The sequence below is a fragment of the Sphingomonas paucimobilis NBRC 13935 genome (genome assembly GCF_000739895.2).
Taxonomy (GTDB): Bacteria; Pseudomonadota; Alphaproteobacteria; order Sphingomonadales; family Sphingomonadaceae; genus Sphingomonas; species Sphingomonas paucimobilis.
The window spans coordinates 1-14,186 of the sequence record NZ_BBJS01000048.1 but is presented as its reverse complement, the minus strand read 5'-3'; the positions used below and the strand labels follow the sequence as shown (position 1 = coordinate 14,186).

Below are 14,186 nucleotides of genomic sequence, written 5' to 3'. Positions count from 1 at the left end.
TCGCGTCACGCCGTAAATAGCCCCTTCCCGCCAGGGCTCTTCCGTATTTCGGATCGATCCCCCAACGCAGGCCTCAACGCGAAAATGCCCGCCAGGGTTCCGTTGTCGTTCAACGCGATGCGGGCGCACACCCCACTAGGCCGCCGACCGGCACCACCATTTCATCATGCCCCGCCCGCGCGATCCGGAGACTGGCGTCGCTGACGATCGCCCCGTCCTGCAGCGTTTCGCGCTGGGCGATCGTCATGTCGAGCGTCGCATTCACCCCGTCACCGGCATAGCGGGTGGTGCTCGCCAGCCCGAGCGCGCCCGCCGCCCCCGCTTCCACTGCGGGCAGGTCGGTCGATTTGCCGTCGAGCATGATGCGCAGCCGGGTCGGCTCGACCATCGCCACGAAACGCTGGTCCTGCACGGTCCACAGATAGGCCGCGCAGCCGCGCGCCGGCAGTTCCTGGCGTGGCAGCGTCCCGAGCATCAGCACCGCCGGGGCGGCCGGGGCGGATTGAAGGCCGGCCAGCGCCAGCGCGAGCGAGGTCGAAAACATCATGGTGCCCATCCTATCATCAACAGCCATGCCGGATAAGCCGCCAGCGCGAGCAGCAGGCCCAGCGGTACCATATCGTCCGCCGCCAAGCGCCGCCCGAACACATGACGGAGCGCGACATATCCCAGGCCGATCAGGCAGGCGACCAGCAGCACCGCCGGCAGCATCCGCCACCCCAGCCACAGCCCGATCGCGCCCAGCAGCTTGGGGTCGCCCCCGCCCAGCCCCTCGCGCCCACGCCAGCGCCGATAGCCCGCCGCAATGGTCCAGAGCAGCCCGAACCCGGCCAATCCGCCAAGCATCCGGTCGCTGAAGGACGGCCCGAACCCCAGCGCCCCGGTCATCAGCCCGATACCCGCCAGCCATAGGGTCAGCCGATCGGGCAACCACAGCGCCAACGCATCCAGCGCCCCCAGCGCCAGGAGCGACCAGCCGAAGAGCGCGCCGGTCCAGCCATCGGGCCCCGCCACCCAGCCGGCGGACAGGCCGATCAGCGCCGCCAGCCCCTCGATCCGGACATGCACCGGATCGATCCGCGCCCCGCACCGTGCACATCGGCCCCGGAGCAGCAGAGCACTGAGCAGCGGCACCAACTCCCAGGCGCGCAACGTCCGGCCGCACGCATCACAGGCGGACCGCCCCGTCAGCACCGATCGATCGTCGAGCCAGCGCAGGACGAGCGCCGCGACGAACGATCCGACGATCGCCCCCGCCACGCCATAGATCGCCGCCCAGATCGCCGATTCCGCCCCGAACGTCATGACCCGGCCCCCTAGCCCCTTTGCGCCCCCCAGGCAAAAGGCGTAAGGCCCGCGCCAAACAACGACATCAAAACAGACCTATCGGAGAGTATGCCATGACGGACCCCATCGTCATCCTGTCCTATGCCCGCACCCCCATGGGATCGTTCCAGGGCAGCCTGGCGGACGTGACCGCGCCGCAACTGGGCGCGACCGCCGTCGAGGCCGCGGTCGAGCGCGCGGGCGTCGCGCCGGCCGCGATCGAGCGTATCCATATGGGCTGCGTCCTGCCCGCCGGCCTGGGGCAGGCACCCGCGCGGCAGGCGGCGATCTTCGCGGGCCTCGGCGAGCATGTCGAGGCGACCACCGTCAACAAAATGTGCGGTTCGGGGATGCAGGCCGCGATCATGGCCGCCGAGGCGCTGGCGGCGGGTTCGGCCGAACTGATCGTCGCGGGCGGCATGGAGAGCATGACGAATGCGCCCTATCTCAGCCACAAGCATCGCGGCGGCGCGCGCATCGGCCATGATACGCTCTACGACCATATGTTCCTCGACGGGCTGGAGGACGCCTATGAGCGCGGGCGGCTGATGGGCCATTTCGCCGAGGAGGCGGCGCAGGAGTATCAGTTCACACGGCAAGCGCAGGATGATTTCGCCATCGCCTCGCTGGAGCGCGCCAAGGCCGCGCAAGGCTCGGGCGCGTTCGACCGAGAGATCGTGCCCGTCACGGTCAAGACGCGCAAGGGCGCGACCGTGGTCGCCCAGGACGAACAGCCCGCCAAGGGCGATGCGGCGAAAATCCCGACGCTGAAGCCCGCTTTCTCCAAGGACGGCACGATCACGGCGGCCAACGCCTCGTCGATCTCGGACGGGGCCGCCGCGCTGGTCATGACGCGGGCCAGTGTCGCCGATCGCCTGGGCCTCACGCCGATCGCGCGCGTCGTAGCCCATGCCGCGCACGCCCATGCCCCGGCCCGCTTCACCACCGCACCGGTCTTCGCGATGCGCAAGGCGCTGGAACGGGCGGGCTGGTCGACCGGGGATGCCGATCTCTATGAGGTCAATGAAGCCTTTGCGGCGGTGGCGATGATCGCGATGCGCGACATGGACCTGTCGCACGATCGGCTGAACGTCCATGGCGGCGCCTGCGCGCTGGGCCATCCGATCGGCGCCAGCGGTGCGCGCGTGCTGGCGACGCTGCTGTCGGCACTGGAGACCCAGGGTGCCAGGCGCGGCATGGCCTCGCTCTGCATCGGCGGCGGCGAAGCGACCGCCATGGCCGTGGAGCTGATGTAAGACGATTGGTGGAGGGGCGTCACCGCCTGCGAGGACAGTCCTACCTCGTCAGCCGGGACGCCCCTCCGTCAGGCCTTCGGCCCCCAACCGCCCCTTATCGGGGAGGATAAGAGGCAACCTTACGGCAACGTCTCGCCCGGCTCCACGCCCCAGATCGCGCCGACGGGCACGAACCCCGCCTGCCCCTTCACGTCCAGCCGACACCAGCCGCCATTGCACTCGCTGATCCGCCCGACCACGCCGGGCGCGGCGCGCCACAGCGTCTTGGCATCGTCGCTCGGCGCCGAGCGCATCGGCAGCGGCTCGCTGCTCCGGACGATCGCGGTCCGGGTATTGCGCAGCAGGACGGCAAGCATCCAGCCCTCGGTCCCGTCCGGATCCTGCACCTTGCGCCATTCCTTGAACGCGGCGACGACCTTCACGGGCAAATCGGGGCGGCGATAGGTCCAGCTAGCGGGATAGGCGCGCGCCGGGCCGGTCCGCATCCGCGCCAGCGAGGCGCCGATCGAGCCATAATAGGGCATGGCCCGCTTCTCGGGCGCGGCAGCGGCGGGGGCGGCGATCGGGCCGGCCATCAGCATCACCGCCATGCCAGCCAGTCCGGTCATGGACCTGCGCATTCTCATTTCCTCTACTTACCCGCCCAGGGCCGGCTCTACGCCGAGCCGGGGTGCCGCTTCAACCATGTTCCATGCCCGCACCGCCGGCCCCTCATCACCGGTTGACGGGCCGGCGGGCTTGCCCCAATCCCTGGACCATGGTCGATCCACGCCGCTGCCTGAACCCCAGGGTGGTCGTCACCCGCGAACTGCCCGATCCGATCATGGAGCGGATGGCGGCGCTGTTCGACACGCACCTCAACCGCACCGACGAGAAATGGAGCCAGGCACAACTGGCCGAGGCGATGGCGACTTGCGACGTGCTGGTCCCGACCGTCACCGATAGCATCGATGCGGGCCTGATCGCTGGCGCCGGCCCCCGGCTGAAGCTGATCGCGAATTTCGGCGCGGGCGTGAACCATATCGACCTGAAGGCGGCCCGGGCGCGCGGCATCATCGTCACCAACACCCCCGGCGTCCTGACCGAGGATACCGCCGACATGACGATGGCGCTGATCCTGTCGGTGCCACGCCGGCTGGCCGAGGGCGAGAAGCTGGTCCGCTCGGGCGCGTGGAAGGGGTGGAGCCCCGGCGGGATGCTCGGCCACCGGATCGGCGGCAAGGCCCTGGGCATCGTTGGCATGGGGCGGATCGGCCAGGCGGTGGCCCGGCGCGCGCGCGCCTTCGGGCTGTCGATCCATTATCACAACCGTCGTCGCCTGCCGCTCAGCATCGAGGCGGAGCTGAATGCCCAGTGGTATCCCGATCTCGACGCGATGCTGGGCGCGGTCGACATCGTGTCGATCCACACGCCGCTCAATGCCGACAGTCACGACCTGATCGACCGCCGCCGGATCGGACTGATGCGGGCCCATGTCTATCTGATCAACGCCAGCCGCGGCGGGATCGTCGACGAGGATGCGATGGTCGATGCGCTGGAGGCAGGACGGCTGGCGGGCGCGGGGCTCGACGTATGGCGCCACGAACCGCAGATCGACCCGCGCCTGCTCGCGCTCCCCAATGTGGTGCTGACGCCGCATATGGGCTCCGCCACGCTGGAAGGCCGTGTCGCCTCGGGCGAGAAGGTCATCGCCAATATTCGCAGCTGGGCCGATGGCCATCGCCCACCAGATCAGGTGCTGGAGGGGTGGCTTTAGGGGTATCGCGGGTCGGGGGAGCCGAGCCTGTCCGGCTGTTTATCGGTAACCAAGTGTCTGCCTACGCCCGCACCCGGGGGCATTCACACTGCCGATCCGGGTTCGTGATTACGGCCATTCGTCACCCGCGATCTTTCCCATTTCTCCGGCTCTGACAGGCGGCTTCGGGAAAGCGCCGTTTTAAAAACAGGCCATGATTAGCGACGTCAATTTGCCTCCCACCCCCATTTCGCAAAGATCGTTTGAGCCACCGGTGTGGTGAGCCAGGTCGTAAACGCCACCGCGTCAGGGTTGGATTTGCCGGTAGTTGTCAGCCCGGCGCCAACGTCGCGGTAGATACGATAGGATTCTTCGACAGGAACAGCGTCGGCAAGGGTGGGATTGGCCTTTTGCCAGATTCCCCAGATGATCCACGCATCGAAGCTAGGATCGTCCGTCCACGCCTGTTTCGCCTCCGCGCTGTTCTTCGCATATCGGGCAATGTTCGAGCGGAGCGCGCGAACCTTGGCGATATCGCCGGTACGCCCTGCCATGTCTTCCCATAAACCATTTTGTCCGGCGCCATTCACTACGAGTATCCGGTGGCCAGGACGAAAGAGGTCGTTAAGCCCTCGGATGTTGTGGGGGTTTCCGGGCCGAACGAGGATGTTCGATGCTCTCAGATAAAGGGGCATGATCGTCGTGGGATCAATCTGGTCATCCATTGCGGACTGAAGGTCGGTCATCATGGTTTCGGAACCGCTATAGATCACGTCGCCCGTCCGCTTGGCAGCATCGATCCACGTGCTTGTCGGTCCGCTTACGACCTCGACGCTCACTCCGCGCAGCTTGGCAAAGGTCGCAGCCGCTTCCTTCATCGCGGGCACCGGACCACCAGGCCCGAACACATGAACGGGTCCGGCATAGGCCGGAGCAGCGACCATGATTATCGCCGCAAGGGCAGTCAGGATGTATGCACGCATAAGCAACCTCTGTGCAACGGAAGTGAAGAAAGACGACCGTCAACTTCCTCCGAGAAGTTTTCCGTCGACCTTCTGACCATAGTAATCGCCCTTTGCGTGAAACTGCTTTCGAGCGTCCTCGACGGTCGCAGTCTGTCGCGGATCGCGAGGACGCTCCCGACTGTCGATATAGGCCGCAACATCCCACGCCTGCTGATCCGTCAGAGTGTTGCCTTGCCCGTAAGGCATATTGGCCTTGATGAAGCCGGCCGCCGTTGCCACCCCGGCCATGCCCGCCCCCCAGTTATAGGAGCGCGGTCCCCAGAGAGACGGAATGGCGTAGGTGCCGTCCGGGTTCGCATGCCCCTGTCCGTCGGCGCCATGGCATGATGCGCACTGGTCCGCGAACACGGTCGCGCCGCGATCAGGATCGTGGCCGAGTGGGGTGGCATCGAGCTTCATGAACCCGCGACCGGGTAATGGCTTGCCGAACGGCGCTCCGGTTGCGAGCCAAGCGAAGTAGCTCTGCAGATCACGGTAGATATTGTCGCCGTAAGGCGGCGGGGTGCCGGCCTTTGAGGCAGGCGCATTCATCGAGTATAAAAAGCAGTCGCGAATGCGGTCCTCCATCGTGTTCACCCGGCCGTTCTTCGCGCGATACGCCGGGTAGCTGACCCAGGCGGCCCACATAGGCGAGGCATCCGCCTTGCGCCCGGCGTCAAGGTGACAGTTGCTGCACGTCAGTCCGTTGCCGACATAGCGGCCGGCATGAGCCGTGGTGGCGGTGAAGATCAGGCGTCCGCGCCGGATTGCGTCCCCATTCGGCCCGGCGGGAATGGTGTTGTCCGTCGGTGGCGAGAAGGCGGCATCCGCCGCTACCTCATCTGGCGCCGAGACCGGCGCATCGGACTGTCCGACCTTGTAGGTAACGACGAGGATCAGCAGCGTAACCGAGATGGCGAAGATGATGCGCTGGGCATCGCCGTCGTCGCCTGGAGTGGGGGGCAGAGGTTCGGTCATTTGCCGCCGCCAAAGCGGTTGAGCGGTAGCTTGAGAAACGCCGTGCCACAGGCCTCCGCCTCTGGAAGGCGGCCGCCGCGAATGTTCACCTGAAGCGCTGCGAGCATGAGGTTCGGCAGCGGCAGGGTCGCGTCGCGGGCCTCGCGGGTGGCGACGAACGTCTCCTCGTCGATACCGTCGCGCACGTGAATGTTGTGCTGACGCTGGTCGGCGACGGTCGATCGACCGATCACCTCGCGACCATCCTTGCCATAATCGTGGCCGACATAGGTCGCGGTCCCAGGCGGCAGCTCGAGAATGGCCCGGATCGAGCGCCACAGTGCGCGCGCGTCGCCGCCCGGGAAATCGGCTCGGCTGGTGCCGCTGTCGGGTACCATCAGCGTATCGTGAACGAACGCGGCGTCGCCGACGACGTAGGTGATCGAGGCAAGTGTATGGCCCGGCGAGAACATCACGCGCGCCTCGAGCGAGCCGATCCGGAACGTCTCGCCATGGGCGAACAGCTTGTCCCACTGGCTGCCGTCGACCCGCAGGTCTGGCAGGCAGTAGATGTTCTGCCAGAGCTTCTGCACCTCGGTGACTTTCGCGCCGATCGCGGTTCGGCCGCCGGTCTTGCCTGCCAGATAGGGCGCTGCCGAGAAGTGATCGGCATGGGGATGAGTGTCGAGCACCCATTCCACCGTCAGCCCCTTCGCGGCGACATAGTCGAGGATGCGATCAGCGTTGGTGGTCGAGGTCGCGCCGGCGCGGGGGTCGAAGTCCAGGACGGGATCGATGATCGCAGCCCCTTTCGTGGTTCCGTCGACGACGACATATTGGAAGCTGCCCGTGCGCTCGTCATGAAACGACGCGACCGTCATGCCCTCATGGCTATACTCGATCATGGTCCTATCCTCTCCTGTCGATCGGCTGGCCGGCCGCTCCGGTGACGACCTTGCGCAGCATACCGGATCGCTTCCTCCATCGCCGGAAAGGCATGGCGGCAAGCGGCGCAACGACACTCGGGAAAGATTGCGAAGCGCACTGTCGTATCGGCGGCACCGGGTCCGGCGAACGGCCGCCGGCTAGCATGGCGTCCGCACGCGGGCCGATGCCGCGCTCGATCGGCATGGTCCGGCCCGGTAGCTGTCCGACCCTCCAGCCGCCCACCATCACAGAACCGAATTGCACCGCCTGCCTGCGGGTGAGCGGCGCGGGCATCGTCAACGAGCCTCGGACTTGGAGCGCGCGGTCGCGACAATGCGGCGCAGCGCAGGCAGGTCGACCGCCCCCGCGACGACCTGCGAACCCACAATGAAAGCTGGCGTGCCGTTGAACCCGATCGCGCTTGCGATGGCGTCGGTGCGTGCGAGCAGAGCATCGATCTCACGCCCGTGCGTCTTCAGGTCGCGTTGCAGGCGGGGCCAGTCGACCTTCGCGCGGGTCGCGGCCGCCCTGATTCCGGCGCTGTCGAGCCGCGCCGTCGAGGTCAGCAACGCCTCGTGAAAGGCGGCGTGGCGGTGTTGCCACTGGCTAGCGATCGCCGCCCGCGCCGCTTCACGTGAGGCCGGACCGAAGATCGGCCAATCGCGATAGACGATCCGCACCTTCGGATCGGAGGCGAGCAGGCCGTTCAGCACCGGCCTCATGCGCCGACAATAGGGGCAGTTATAATCGAAGAACTCGACGATCGTGATGTCGTAGTCGGAGCCGGCACGTTTGGGGGCTACGGGATCGTCCGTTACTGCCTTGCGCGACACGTCGAGCCGTTGCTGTGCGCCTGCCGGCACCAGCGGAAGCGCGATCGTCATCGCGCCGATGATGCCGCGGGTCAGGAGATTGCGACGGTTCATTGGTGTTTCCTTGCCATGTCGATTCCGTCCGCGAGCGCGGCACGTGACAGCTCGCCGAGCTGGAGTTGGACGATCGTGCCGTCTGCCGCGACGAACGCGGTCGCAGGATAGCCGGCGACCTTCAAAGCACCGCTGAGCGAACGGGTGGGATCAAGCGCGACATGCCCCGCCCCGACACCATTGCGGGCCAGAAAGCGTGCGACCGTCGTCGGTGTCTCGCCCTGATCCGCTAGCAGGATTGGCACCGCGCCGGTGCGTGACGCTGCGGCAGCGAGCATGGGCAGTTCGCGCCGGCAAGGGCCGCACCAACTCGCCCAGAGATTGACGACGAAGGGTCGTCCGCGAAAGCGCTCCAGCGGGAATGGTCGTCCACTGGTATCAGCGAGTGCCACGCCGTAGGGAAACCGACCATAGTCGACGGGCGGAACGATCGCCTGCACACCAACCCACAATATCGTTGGCACCGCCAGCGCTGCCAGACCGATCGCTGTATCGCGACTGCGGCCAAGCCGGACCATGAGGAAGGCGGCGGCGCCCACGATCCCGGCCAGCGCGGAAAATCCCCCCTGCCATATCGCCAGCACCGACCAGGGTGCGTCGGCATAGATCGCCGCATGATCCGCGACGTAGCCAATCCGTGCCGTCACGACCCCGGCAAGGACGACGCTGGTCACGACGCCGGCAAACCTGATCGCGCCCCAGCGCCGAGCGAGCGACGCGATGCCGAAGAAGAGCAGGATGCACAGGATCGCGACGCCGCGATCCATCGCGATCAGGAAGGGACCGATCGTAACGGCGTTTCCCATCAGGTCTTCACCCACCCGCGCGGCAGGTCGTCGATCTGTCCACGACCTCGCATCGCATTCAGCGCGACGGGGAGACGGCGGGTGCGATTGGCTTTGGGCTTCGGCAGCTTTCCGCCATGGATCTTGAGCTGGATCGACGGCGAGATCAGGTGCAGTATCGCCAAGGTGGCATCATGAGCCTCGCACATCGGGACGAATGCGTCCTCGTCCATCCCGTCCTGCACATTGCCTTCGCATCGAGCGGCAATGGTCGTTTCCCAGACATAGTCTTCACGCTCAGGCGCCTTGCAGTCGTGGTACAAGAGGAGCGGCAGATCAAGCAAACGCCAGATCGAGCGATAAAGCGGACCGACGTCGCCCCCGGGGACGTCAGCTCGCGCAGGGTCGACGTCTGACACTTACGATTCCTTTCCCTATTTATTACGGTAATTATTTAATTGATTTGCGTCAAGCGTATGATGCTGGCATGTGGGCGACCATGGAGGCTCGCATTCCACCCCGCCTATTTCGCATCGAGTGGCGGCGTCCTGACGCCTGCCCGTTGACGAGCGGGTTACCCGATGCTGCTGCCACCTGCGCTTCGCGCCAAGAAGACCCAGCGGTGCCGCCGCCTGCGGCCCGGTACATGAGCCTTGATCCTATTCGGGCCGATGTGATGGTCGAACGACTCAAGATGCCGGCACAGCCGCACCGGCTGACCATCGGGTTGACGTCGCTGAATGGAGCGCGTGCCGTTGGCGAGATCGAAGCAGTGGCCGGGATCGGGCAGCCAGCGCCAAGCCGACAACCGGTCGAGCTGCACCGAGCCGATCTGGTCCGGCCTCGCCAGGAAGCGCGCCGGATCTTCTACAAGATGGGCAGCGGCGCTATCGAAGATCCGATCCGCCCCCTTTTCACGGCTTTGGGCGCGCACGGGCCTGATCGGAATATGTCCATGCCAGCGGTTTCGATTGCGCATAGCCGGGCCTTTGTCGGCGCAGCCGCTTCTGCCCACATAGGATGATGAGGAGTTGGCGGATGTCACAGAAGGCCATGCTGATCGTCGCCGGCTTGGCGACGATGGTCGCCGGCAGTTCTGCCTTGGCTGCTGATCCGCGCCATCCGATCGTACAGAGTTTCGGTGCCATCACGCCGATGCCGACGGCGAAGGAGCGCCCGGACCCCACCCTGCGCTACCGGGTGCTCTTCAGCGTCACCAAGGCACCGGCGTCGCCGGATCAGGTGAATCCCAATCTTGAGAAGGTGGCGCGGTTCGTGAACCTGCTCGGCGCCGACGGGATACGGCCTTTACCCGGGGACGTGGCTGTCGTGATCCATGGGCCGGCGACGCCGCTGGTCATGAACGACGCGGCCTATGCGGAACGGATGAAGACGAGGACCAATCCGAACCTGCCGCTTATTGCGGCACTGCAGTCCGCCGGAGTTTCGGTGCGCGTGTGCAGCCAGGCTCTGGCAGGCAATAAAATCGATGCCGCCTCAGTCGAAAAGACGGTCGAGATCGATGTGTCCGCATTGACCACGATGGCCACGCTGCAACTGCGGGGCTGGGCGCTGATCCCGGACTAGGCTCCAACGGGTTTCTCAAATTACCATGTCTTTTGGAAAAGGCGGCAGCCACCCAATGTCGGCTATCTCAGTTGCATCCCAAAAAAGGATGGCTTGCGTTTCATCAATATCAGATATTTAGCTGTCGCTCGCGAGGCTCCGAGCGAATAAACGGTCGATTCGCGCCCGGCAGCAAATGCTGGAATCTTGCTTCCCTGATACATGTCAAAATGTTGCGACGCGGAACCCCTTATCGCTCCCTGCATTCCGTTCCTGTCATTCAAACAGGAGCGAACCCCATGAAAAATCTTGCAATTGGCGCGACCCTGGCCGCTGCCGCCATGTCGATGTCGGCATGTTCGACGTTGAAGGGCGCGGCGATCGGTGGTGCGGGCGGCGCCGGTGTCGCGGCGGCGACCGGCGGCAGCGTGGAGCGCGGCGCGGCGGTCGGTGGTACCGCGGGCGCGGTCGTGGGGACGGTCGCGGACTGATCCTAGCGTACGGAAGCGGCGAGCAGCGCCGTCGCTTCCGCCGCCTCCAACGCCCGGATGCGCGGTCCGTCCTTAGGTCGTCCGAATGAGCGGAATAAGGCCAGCAATTCCCGCCGATCCGGCACGAACAGCCCTATTCCTTCCAGGTCGATACGCTCGCGGGATCGGGGTTTGACCGGATGCCATTGCCCGGCGATGGCGACATGGAAACCGGCCATAACCTCGACCGGCACCGGCGGCTTGTCCCATCGCGCGAAAGCGGTAGAGCGGAACAGCGGATCGGGTGGCATGTCGAGCGGTGCGACACCCAGCTTGCCCAGCACCGCACCGGCCAGCGGCTCCTCGACCAACAGGTCGACATCCTTGACCGACCCCGGATCGACGCCATGCAGCGCCATCGCCGCGCTGCCAATGATCCACCAGCCTGCGGGACACGACGCCATCACCTCGCCGACGCTCGATAACGTCGCGCGAAGTTCCGGCGTCATCATCGGCCTTAGTCGCCGGTCAGGATGCGGTCGACCAGCTGCTTCACGCTCGGCACGAACCCGTTCGAATAGAAGGGATCGCGCTTGAAGTTATAGGCGGCGTGGCCGGCGAACATCAGATTCTGCTCGACGTCACCGCCATGCGCGATCTCCTGCAACGTCTTCTGGATGCAGAAGCTGCGCGGGTCGGCCAGGCGGCCGGTGGAGTTGGTCTCGCTATCGGCCCAGCTCGAGAACAGGCACTGCGACAGGCAGCCCATGCAGTCGGCCTGATCCTTGCGGATGTCCTTGGCCTCTTCGGGCGTGACGAACACCAGGGTGTTGTCCGGCGTCTTCAGCGCCATGGTGAACCCATGGCCGAACCATTCGCGCGCACGCAGCAGGTCGCCCTTGGTCACCCAGAAATTCTTGCCCTTCACGCCCACATCGAGCTGGAAGATGTGATCGCCCGCTTCCTGGGTCGAAAAGGCGATCTGGCGCTCCGAACGCGCTTCGAGGTTCCGCAGGAAGGGATTGCGCACCGCGCTGGAATAGAAACCGGTGGGCGAGAAGCGATGGAGAAGGACATCGCCCTGCTCGATCGTCATCAGCCGCTGCTTCCACTCTTCCGGGATCGGGCTTTCCTGGGTCAGCAGCGGACGCGTGCCGAACTGGAAGGCGATCTTGCCGAGTTCGGGATTGTCGATCCACTCGTTCCAGTCGCGCAGATACCAGACGCCGCCGGCCATCACGATCGGCACCTCGTCCGAAATGCCGCCCTCGCGCATCGTATCGCGCAGCGCTTTCACACGGGGGTACGGGTCCTGCGGCTGGAGCGGATCCTCGGCGTTGGACAGGCCGTTATGGCCGCCGGCCAGCCAGGGATCCTCATAGACCACCGCCGCCAGCCACTCCGCCGCCTTGGAATAGGCGCGCTTCCACAGCGCGCGGAACGCACGGCCCGAGGACACGATCGGCAGATAGCTGACCTGGTGGTGCGCCGCGATCTCCGACAGCTTGTACGGCATGCCGGCGCCGCAGGTAACGCCCGCGACCAGCCCCTTGGTCCGCGCCAGCACGCCTTCCAGCACCCGCTGCGCGCCGCCCATTTCCCACAGCACGTTGATGTTGATCGCGCCCTTGCCACCGGCGATATCCCAGGCGCGCTTCACCTGCTGGACCGCGCCCTCGATGGCATATTCGATCAGTTCCTCATGCCGCTCGCGCCGGGTCAGCGCGCGGTAGATTTGGGGAATGATCTTGCCCTCGGCGTCATAGCTGTCGGCATTGACCGCCGACACGGTGCCGATCCCGCCGGCCGCGGCCCAAGCCCCCGCCGACGCATGGTTCGTGGCGGCGACGCCCTTGCCCCCTTCGATCAGCGGCCACACTTCCCGGCCGTTATAGAGGATGGGGCTCAAGCCTTTGAACACGTCGTACCCTTCTGGTCCTGAAAGGGCCTCATATAGCGTGTTAGGATCGCTAAGCGAGGGGGAATTAACGGCACTGCCCAGTGCACAGGATCAGCCGAACGCCCCCGGCCGGCCCAGAACCTTTTCATACAGCGCCTTGTAGCGCGCGACCATCAGGCTTTCGTCGAACTCGGCCCGCGCCCGCGCCTGGTTGGCGGCACCGGCGGCGGCGCGGTGTTCGGGATGGAGGATCAACGCCTGGATCACGTCACGCAAACGCACTTCATTGGCGCGGTCGGCGATGAACTGGTGATTGGCCTCCGACACCATGGTCGCGACATCGCCCACCGGTAGCGACGCGATGGGCAGCCCCGCCGCCATCCCCTCCAGCACCGAAATCGGCGCCTGTTCGGACATCGAGGACAGCGCGACGATGTCGAAATGCCGGATGAAGCGATAGGGCCGGTCGAGAAAGCCCGGCATCACCAGCCGGTCGGCGATGCCCATCGCGGCGGCGGCCTGCTGGATCGTCGCGCGCTCGGGCCCCTCGCCGACGATCACCAGCCGGAACTTGCCCGCGATGCCGCCCATCGCCCGGACCAGCATCGGCAGGTTCTTGACGGTGCGCAGCCCGGCCAGCGCGCCGACCACCACCTCCTTGGGCTGGCGAACGAAACCGGGGATCGCCTTGGGTTCGGGATCGCGGGCGTAGAGCGCGGTGTTGATGCCATTGGGAATGCGATGGACGCGCTCGGCCGGCTGTTTCCAGGTGGTGCGCGCGATCCCCTCCAGCACATGGCTGGGCACCGCCAGCGCATCCGCCGCCGACAGCGCGATGCGGCGATAGATGTTGCGCTCGATCTTCAGCCCGCGCGCCTCGTCGGCGTTGAAGCCGTCCTCGTGATGGACCAGCGGCGGTGCGCCCTTGGCATAGACGCGGCGCGCCATCACGCCGTCGATCGCCCCCCAATTATAGGTCAGCACCAGGTCGAAGCGGCGCATATAGGCCGCGATCGCCTCATAGCGCTTGACCGAGGGCTTGCCGGTCAGCGGCGGCGCGTCCTGCGCGATCTCGTAGCGGATGCCCTTGGCGATGGCATCGCGCGCGCCCAGTTCGTCGGGCAACCCCGAGACGATGGTGTGCCGCGCGGCATCGCCGAACGCGTTCATCAGCGCGACCGCCCGCGCCTCCTTGCCGCCCAGCGAGAAGGAGGAATGGAGGTGGAGGATGTGAAGCGGGCGAGCCATAGGCGAGGGATTAGCGGGCGGCGCTTGGCTTGAAAACCGCCAGTGCCGATGCCGTCCCCATTTTCCTCCCCTGCAAGGGGAGGTGG

17 protein-coding genes are annotated in these 14,186 nt (G+C 66.0%); 4 read left to right on the top strand and 13 right to left on the bottom strand.

What is annotated here, in order from left to right:
- Positions 1 to 109: 109 nt before the first annotated feature.
- Both SP6_RS15095 and SP6_RS15090 read right to left on the bottom strand, forming a co-directional pair.
- Positions 110 to 547, bottom strand: a complete 438-nt coding sequence (locus tag SP6_RS15095; protein WP_037568708.1) for a hypothetical protein — start codon at positions 545 to 547, stop codon at positions 110 to 112.
- The gene (locus tag SP6_RS15090; protein ID WP_007405148.1) at positions 544 to 1,305 is read right to left on the bottom strand and encodes a prepilin peptidase; all 762 of its coding nucleotides are present in this window, start codon (positions 1,303 to 1,305) and stop codon (positions 544 to 546) included. Before SP6_RS15090 ends, SP6_RS15095 begins: the two co-directional genes overlap by 4 nt.
- A gap of 95 nt (positions 1,306 to 1,400) precedes the next feature.
- On the opposite strand from SP6_RS15090, the gene SP6_RS15085 reads away from it, so the two are divergent.
- Positions 1,401 to 2,582 carry an acetyl-CoA C-acyltransferase gene (locus SP6_RS15085; RefSeq protein WP_007405067.1) on the top strand — a complete coding sequence of 394 codons (1,182 nt, stop codon included), beginning with the start codon at positions 1,401 to 1,403 and terminating at the stop codon, positions 2,580 to 2,582.
- A 119-nt stretch (positions 2,583 to 2,701) separates the two neighbouring features.
- Here SP6_RS15085 and SP6_RS15080 read toward each other — a convergent pair whose 3' ends face one another.
- On the bottom strand, positions 2,702 to 3,190 hold the full coding sequence (locus tag SP6_RS15080) for an SH3 domain-containing protein (protein ID WP_007405147.1): 489 nt from the start codon (positions 3,188 to 3,190) through the stop codon (positions 2,702 to 2,704).
- A gap of 149 nt (positions 3,191 to 3,339) precedes the next feature.
- Here SP6_RS15080 and SP6_RS15075 point away from each other — a divergent pair, with 149 nt between their 5' ends.
- On the top strand, positions 3,340 to 4,338 hold the full coding sequence (locus SP6_RS15075) for a 2-hydroxyacid dehydrogenase (RefSeq protein WP_037568636.1): 999 nt from the start codon (positions 3,340 to 3,342) through the stop codon (positions 4,336 to 4,338).
- Positions 4,339 to 4,544: 206 nt separating this feature from the next.
- Here SP6_RS15075 and SP6_RS15070 read toward each other — a convergent pair whose 3' ends face one another.
- The 7 genes from SP6_RS15070 to SP6_RS15035 all read right to left on the bottom strand — a co-directional run bounded on the left by SP6_RS15070 (position 4,545) and on the right by SP6_RS15035 (position 9,895).
- Complete coding sequence (locus SP6_RS15070; protein ID WP_037568639.1) at positions 4,545 to 5,300, bottom strand: substrate-binding domain-containing protein; 756 nt, start codon at positions 5,298 to 5,300, stop codon at positions 4,545 to 4,547.
- 39 nt (positions 5,301 to 5,339) lie between these two features.
- Complete coding sequence (locus SP6_RS15065) at positions 5,340 to 6,299, bottom strand: c-type cytochrome (protein ID WP_007405154.1); 960 nt, start codon at positions 6,297 to 6,299, stop codon at positions 5,340 to 5,342.
- Positions 6,296 to 7,183 carry an MBL fold metallo-hydrolase gene (locus tag SP6_RS15060; RefSeq protein ID WP_007405056.1) on the bottom strand — a complete coding sequence of 296 codons (888 nt, stop codon included), beginning with the start codon at positions 7,181 to 7,183 and terminating at the stop codon, positions 6,296 to 6,298. Before SP6_RS15060 ends, SP6_RS15065 begins: the two co-directional genes overlap by 4 nt.
- Before the next feature lie 318 nt (positions 7,184 to 7,501).
- Positions 7,502 to 8,131: a DsbA family protein gene (locus tag SP6_RS15050; RefSeq protein WP_007405133.1), complete on the bottom strand. Its 630-nt coding sequence runs from the start codon at positions 8,129 to 8,131 to the stop codon at positions 7,502 to 7,504.
- Positions 8,128 to 8,937 carry a TlpA disulfide reductase family protein gene (locus SP6_RS15045; RefSeq protein WP_007405132.1) on the bottom strand — a complete coding sequence of 270 codons (810 nt, stop codon included), beginning with the start codon at positions 8,935 to 8,937 and terminating at the stop codon, positions 8,128 to 8,130. The genes SP6_RS15050 and SP6_RS15045 overlap by 4 nt, the downstream gene beginning before the upstream one ends.
- Positions 8,937 to 9,335, bottom strand: coding sequence for a hypothetical protein (locus SP6_RS21045; RefSeq protein ID WP_053058560.1), 399 nt, complete (start codon positions 9,333 to 9,335; stop codon positions 8,937 to 8,939). The genes SP6_RS15045 and SP6_RS21045 overlap by 1 nt, the downstream gene beginning before the upstream one ends.
- Positions 9,336 to 9,490: 155 nt before the next feature.
- On the bottom strand, positions 9,491 to 9,895 hold the full coding sequence (locus SP6_RS15035; protein ID WP_045078391.1) for a hypothetical protein: 405 nt from the start codon (positions 9,893 to 9,895) through the stop codon (positions 9,491 to 9,493).
- A gap of 59 nt (positions 9,896 to 9,954) precedes the next feature.
- Between SP6_RS15035 and SP6_RS15030 the strand changes: the two genes are divergently transcribed.
- Positions 9,955 to 10,503 (top strand): DsrE family protein, encoded by a 549-nt coding sequence (locus SP6_RS15030; protein ID WP_227876584.1) that lies wholly within the window; start codon positions 9,955 to 9,957, stop codon positions 10,501 to 10,503.
- Positions 10,504 to 10,781: 278 nt separating this feature from the next.
- Positions 10,782 to 10,973, top strand: a complete 192-nt coding sequence (locus SP6_RS15025) for a hypothetical protein (RefSeq protein WP_007405115.1) — start codon at positions 10,782 to 10,784, stop codon at positions 10,971 to 10,973.
- 2 nt (positions 10,974 to 10,975) lie between these two features.
- Here the strand turns inward: SP6_RS15025 and SP6_RS15020 are convergent, their stop codons facing one another.
- The 3 genes from SP6_RS15020 to SP6_RS15010 form a co-directional block, all read right to left on the bottom strand.
- Positions 10,976 to 11,461: a hypothetical protein gene (locus SP6_RS15020; protein WP_227876583.1), complete on the bottom strand. Its 486-nt coding sequence runs from the start codon at positions 11,459 to 11,461 to the stop codon at positions 10,976 to 10,978.
- A gap of 8 nt (positions 11,462 to 11,469) precedes the next feature.
- On the bottom strand, positions 11,470 to 12,873 hold the full coding sequence (locus SP6_RS15015) for an NAD(P)H-dependent flavin oxidoreductase (RefSeq protein ID WP_007405037.1): 1,404 nt from the start codon (positions 12,871 to 12,873) through the stop codon (positions 11,470 to 11,472).
- A gap of 90 nt (positions 12,874 to 12,963) precedes the next feature.
- On the bottom strand, positions 12,964 to 14,100 hold the full coding sequence (locus tag SP6_RS15010) for a glycosyltransferase (protein WP_007405153.1): 1,137 nt from the start codon (positions 14,098 to 14,100) through the stop codon (positions 12,964 to 12,966).
- Between the last annotated feature and the right edge of the window lie 86 nt (positions 14,101 to 14,186).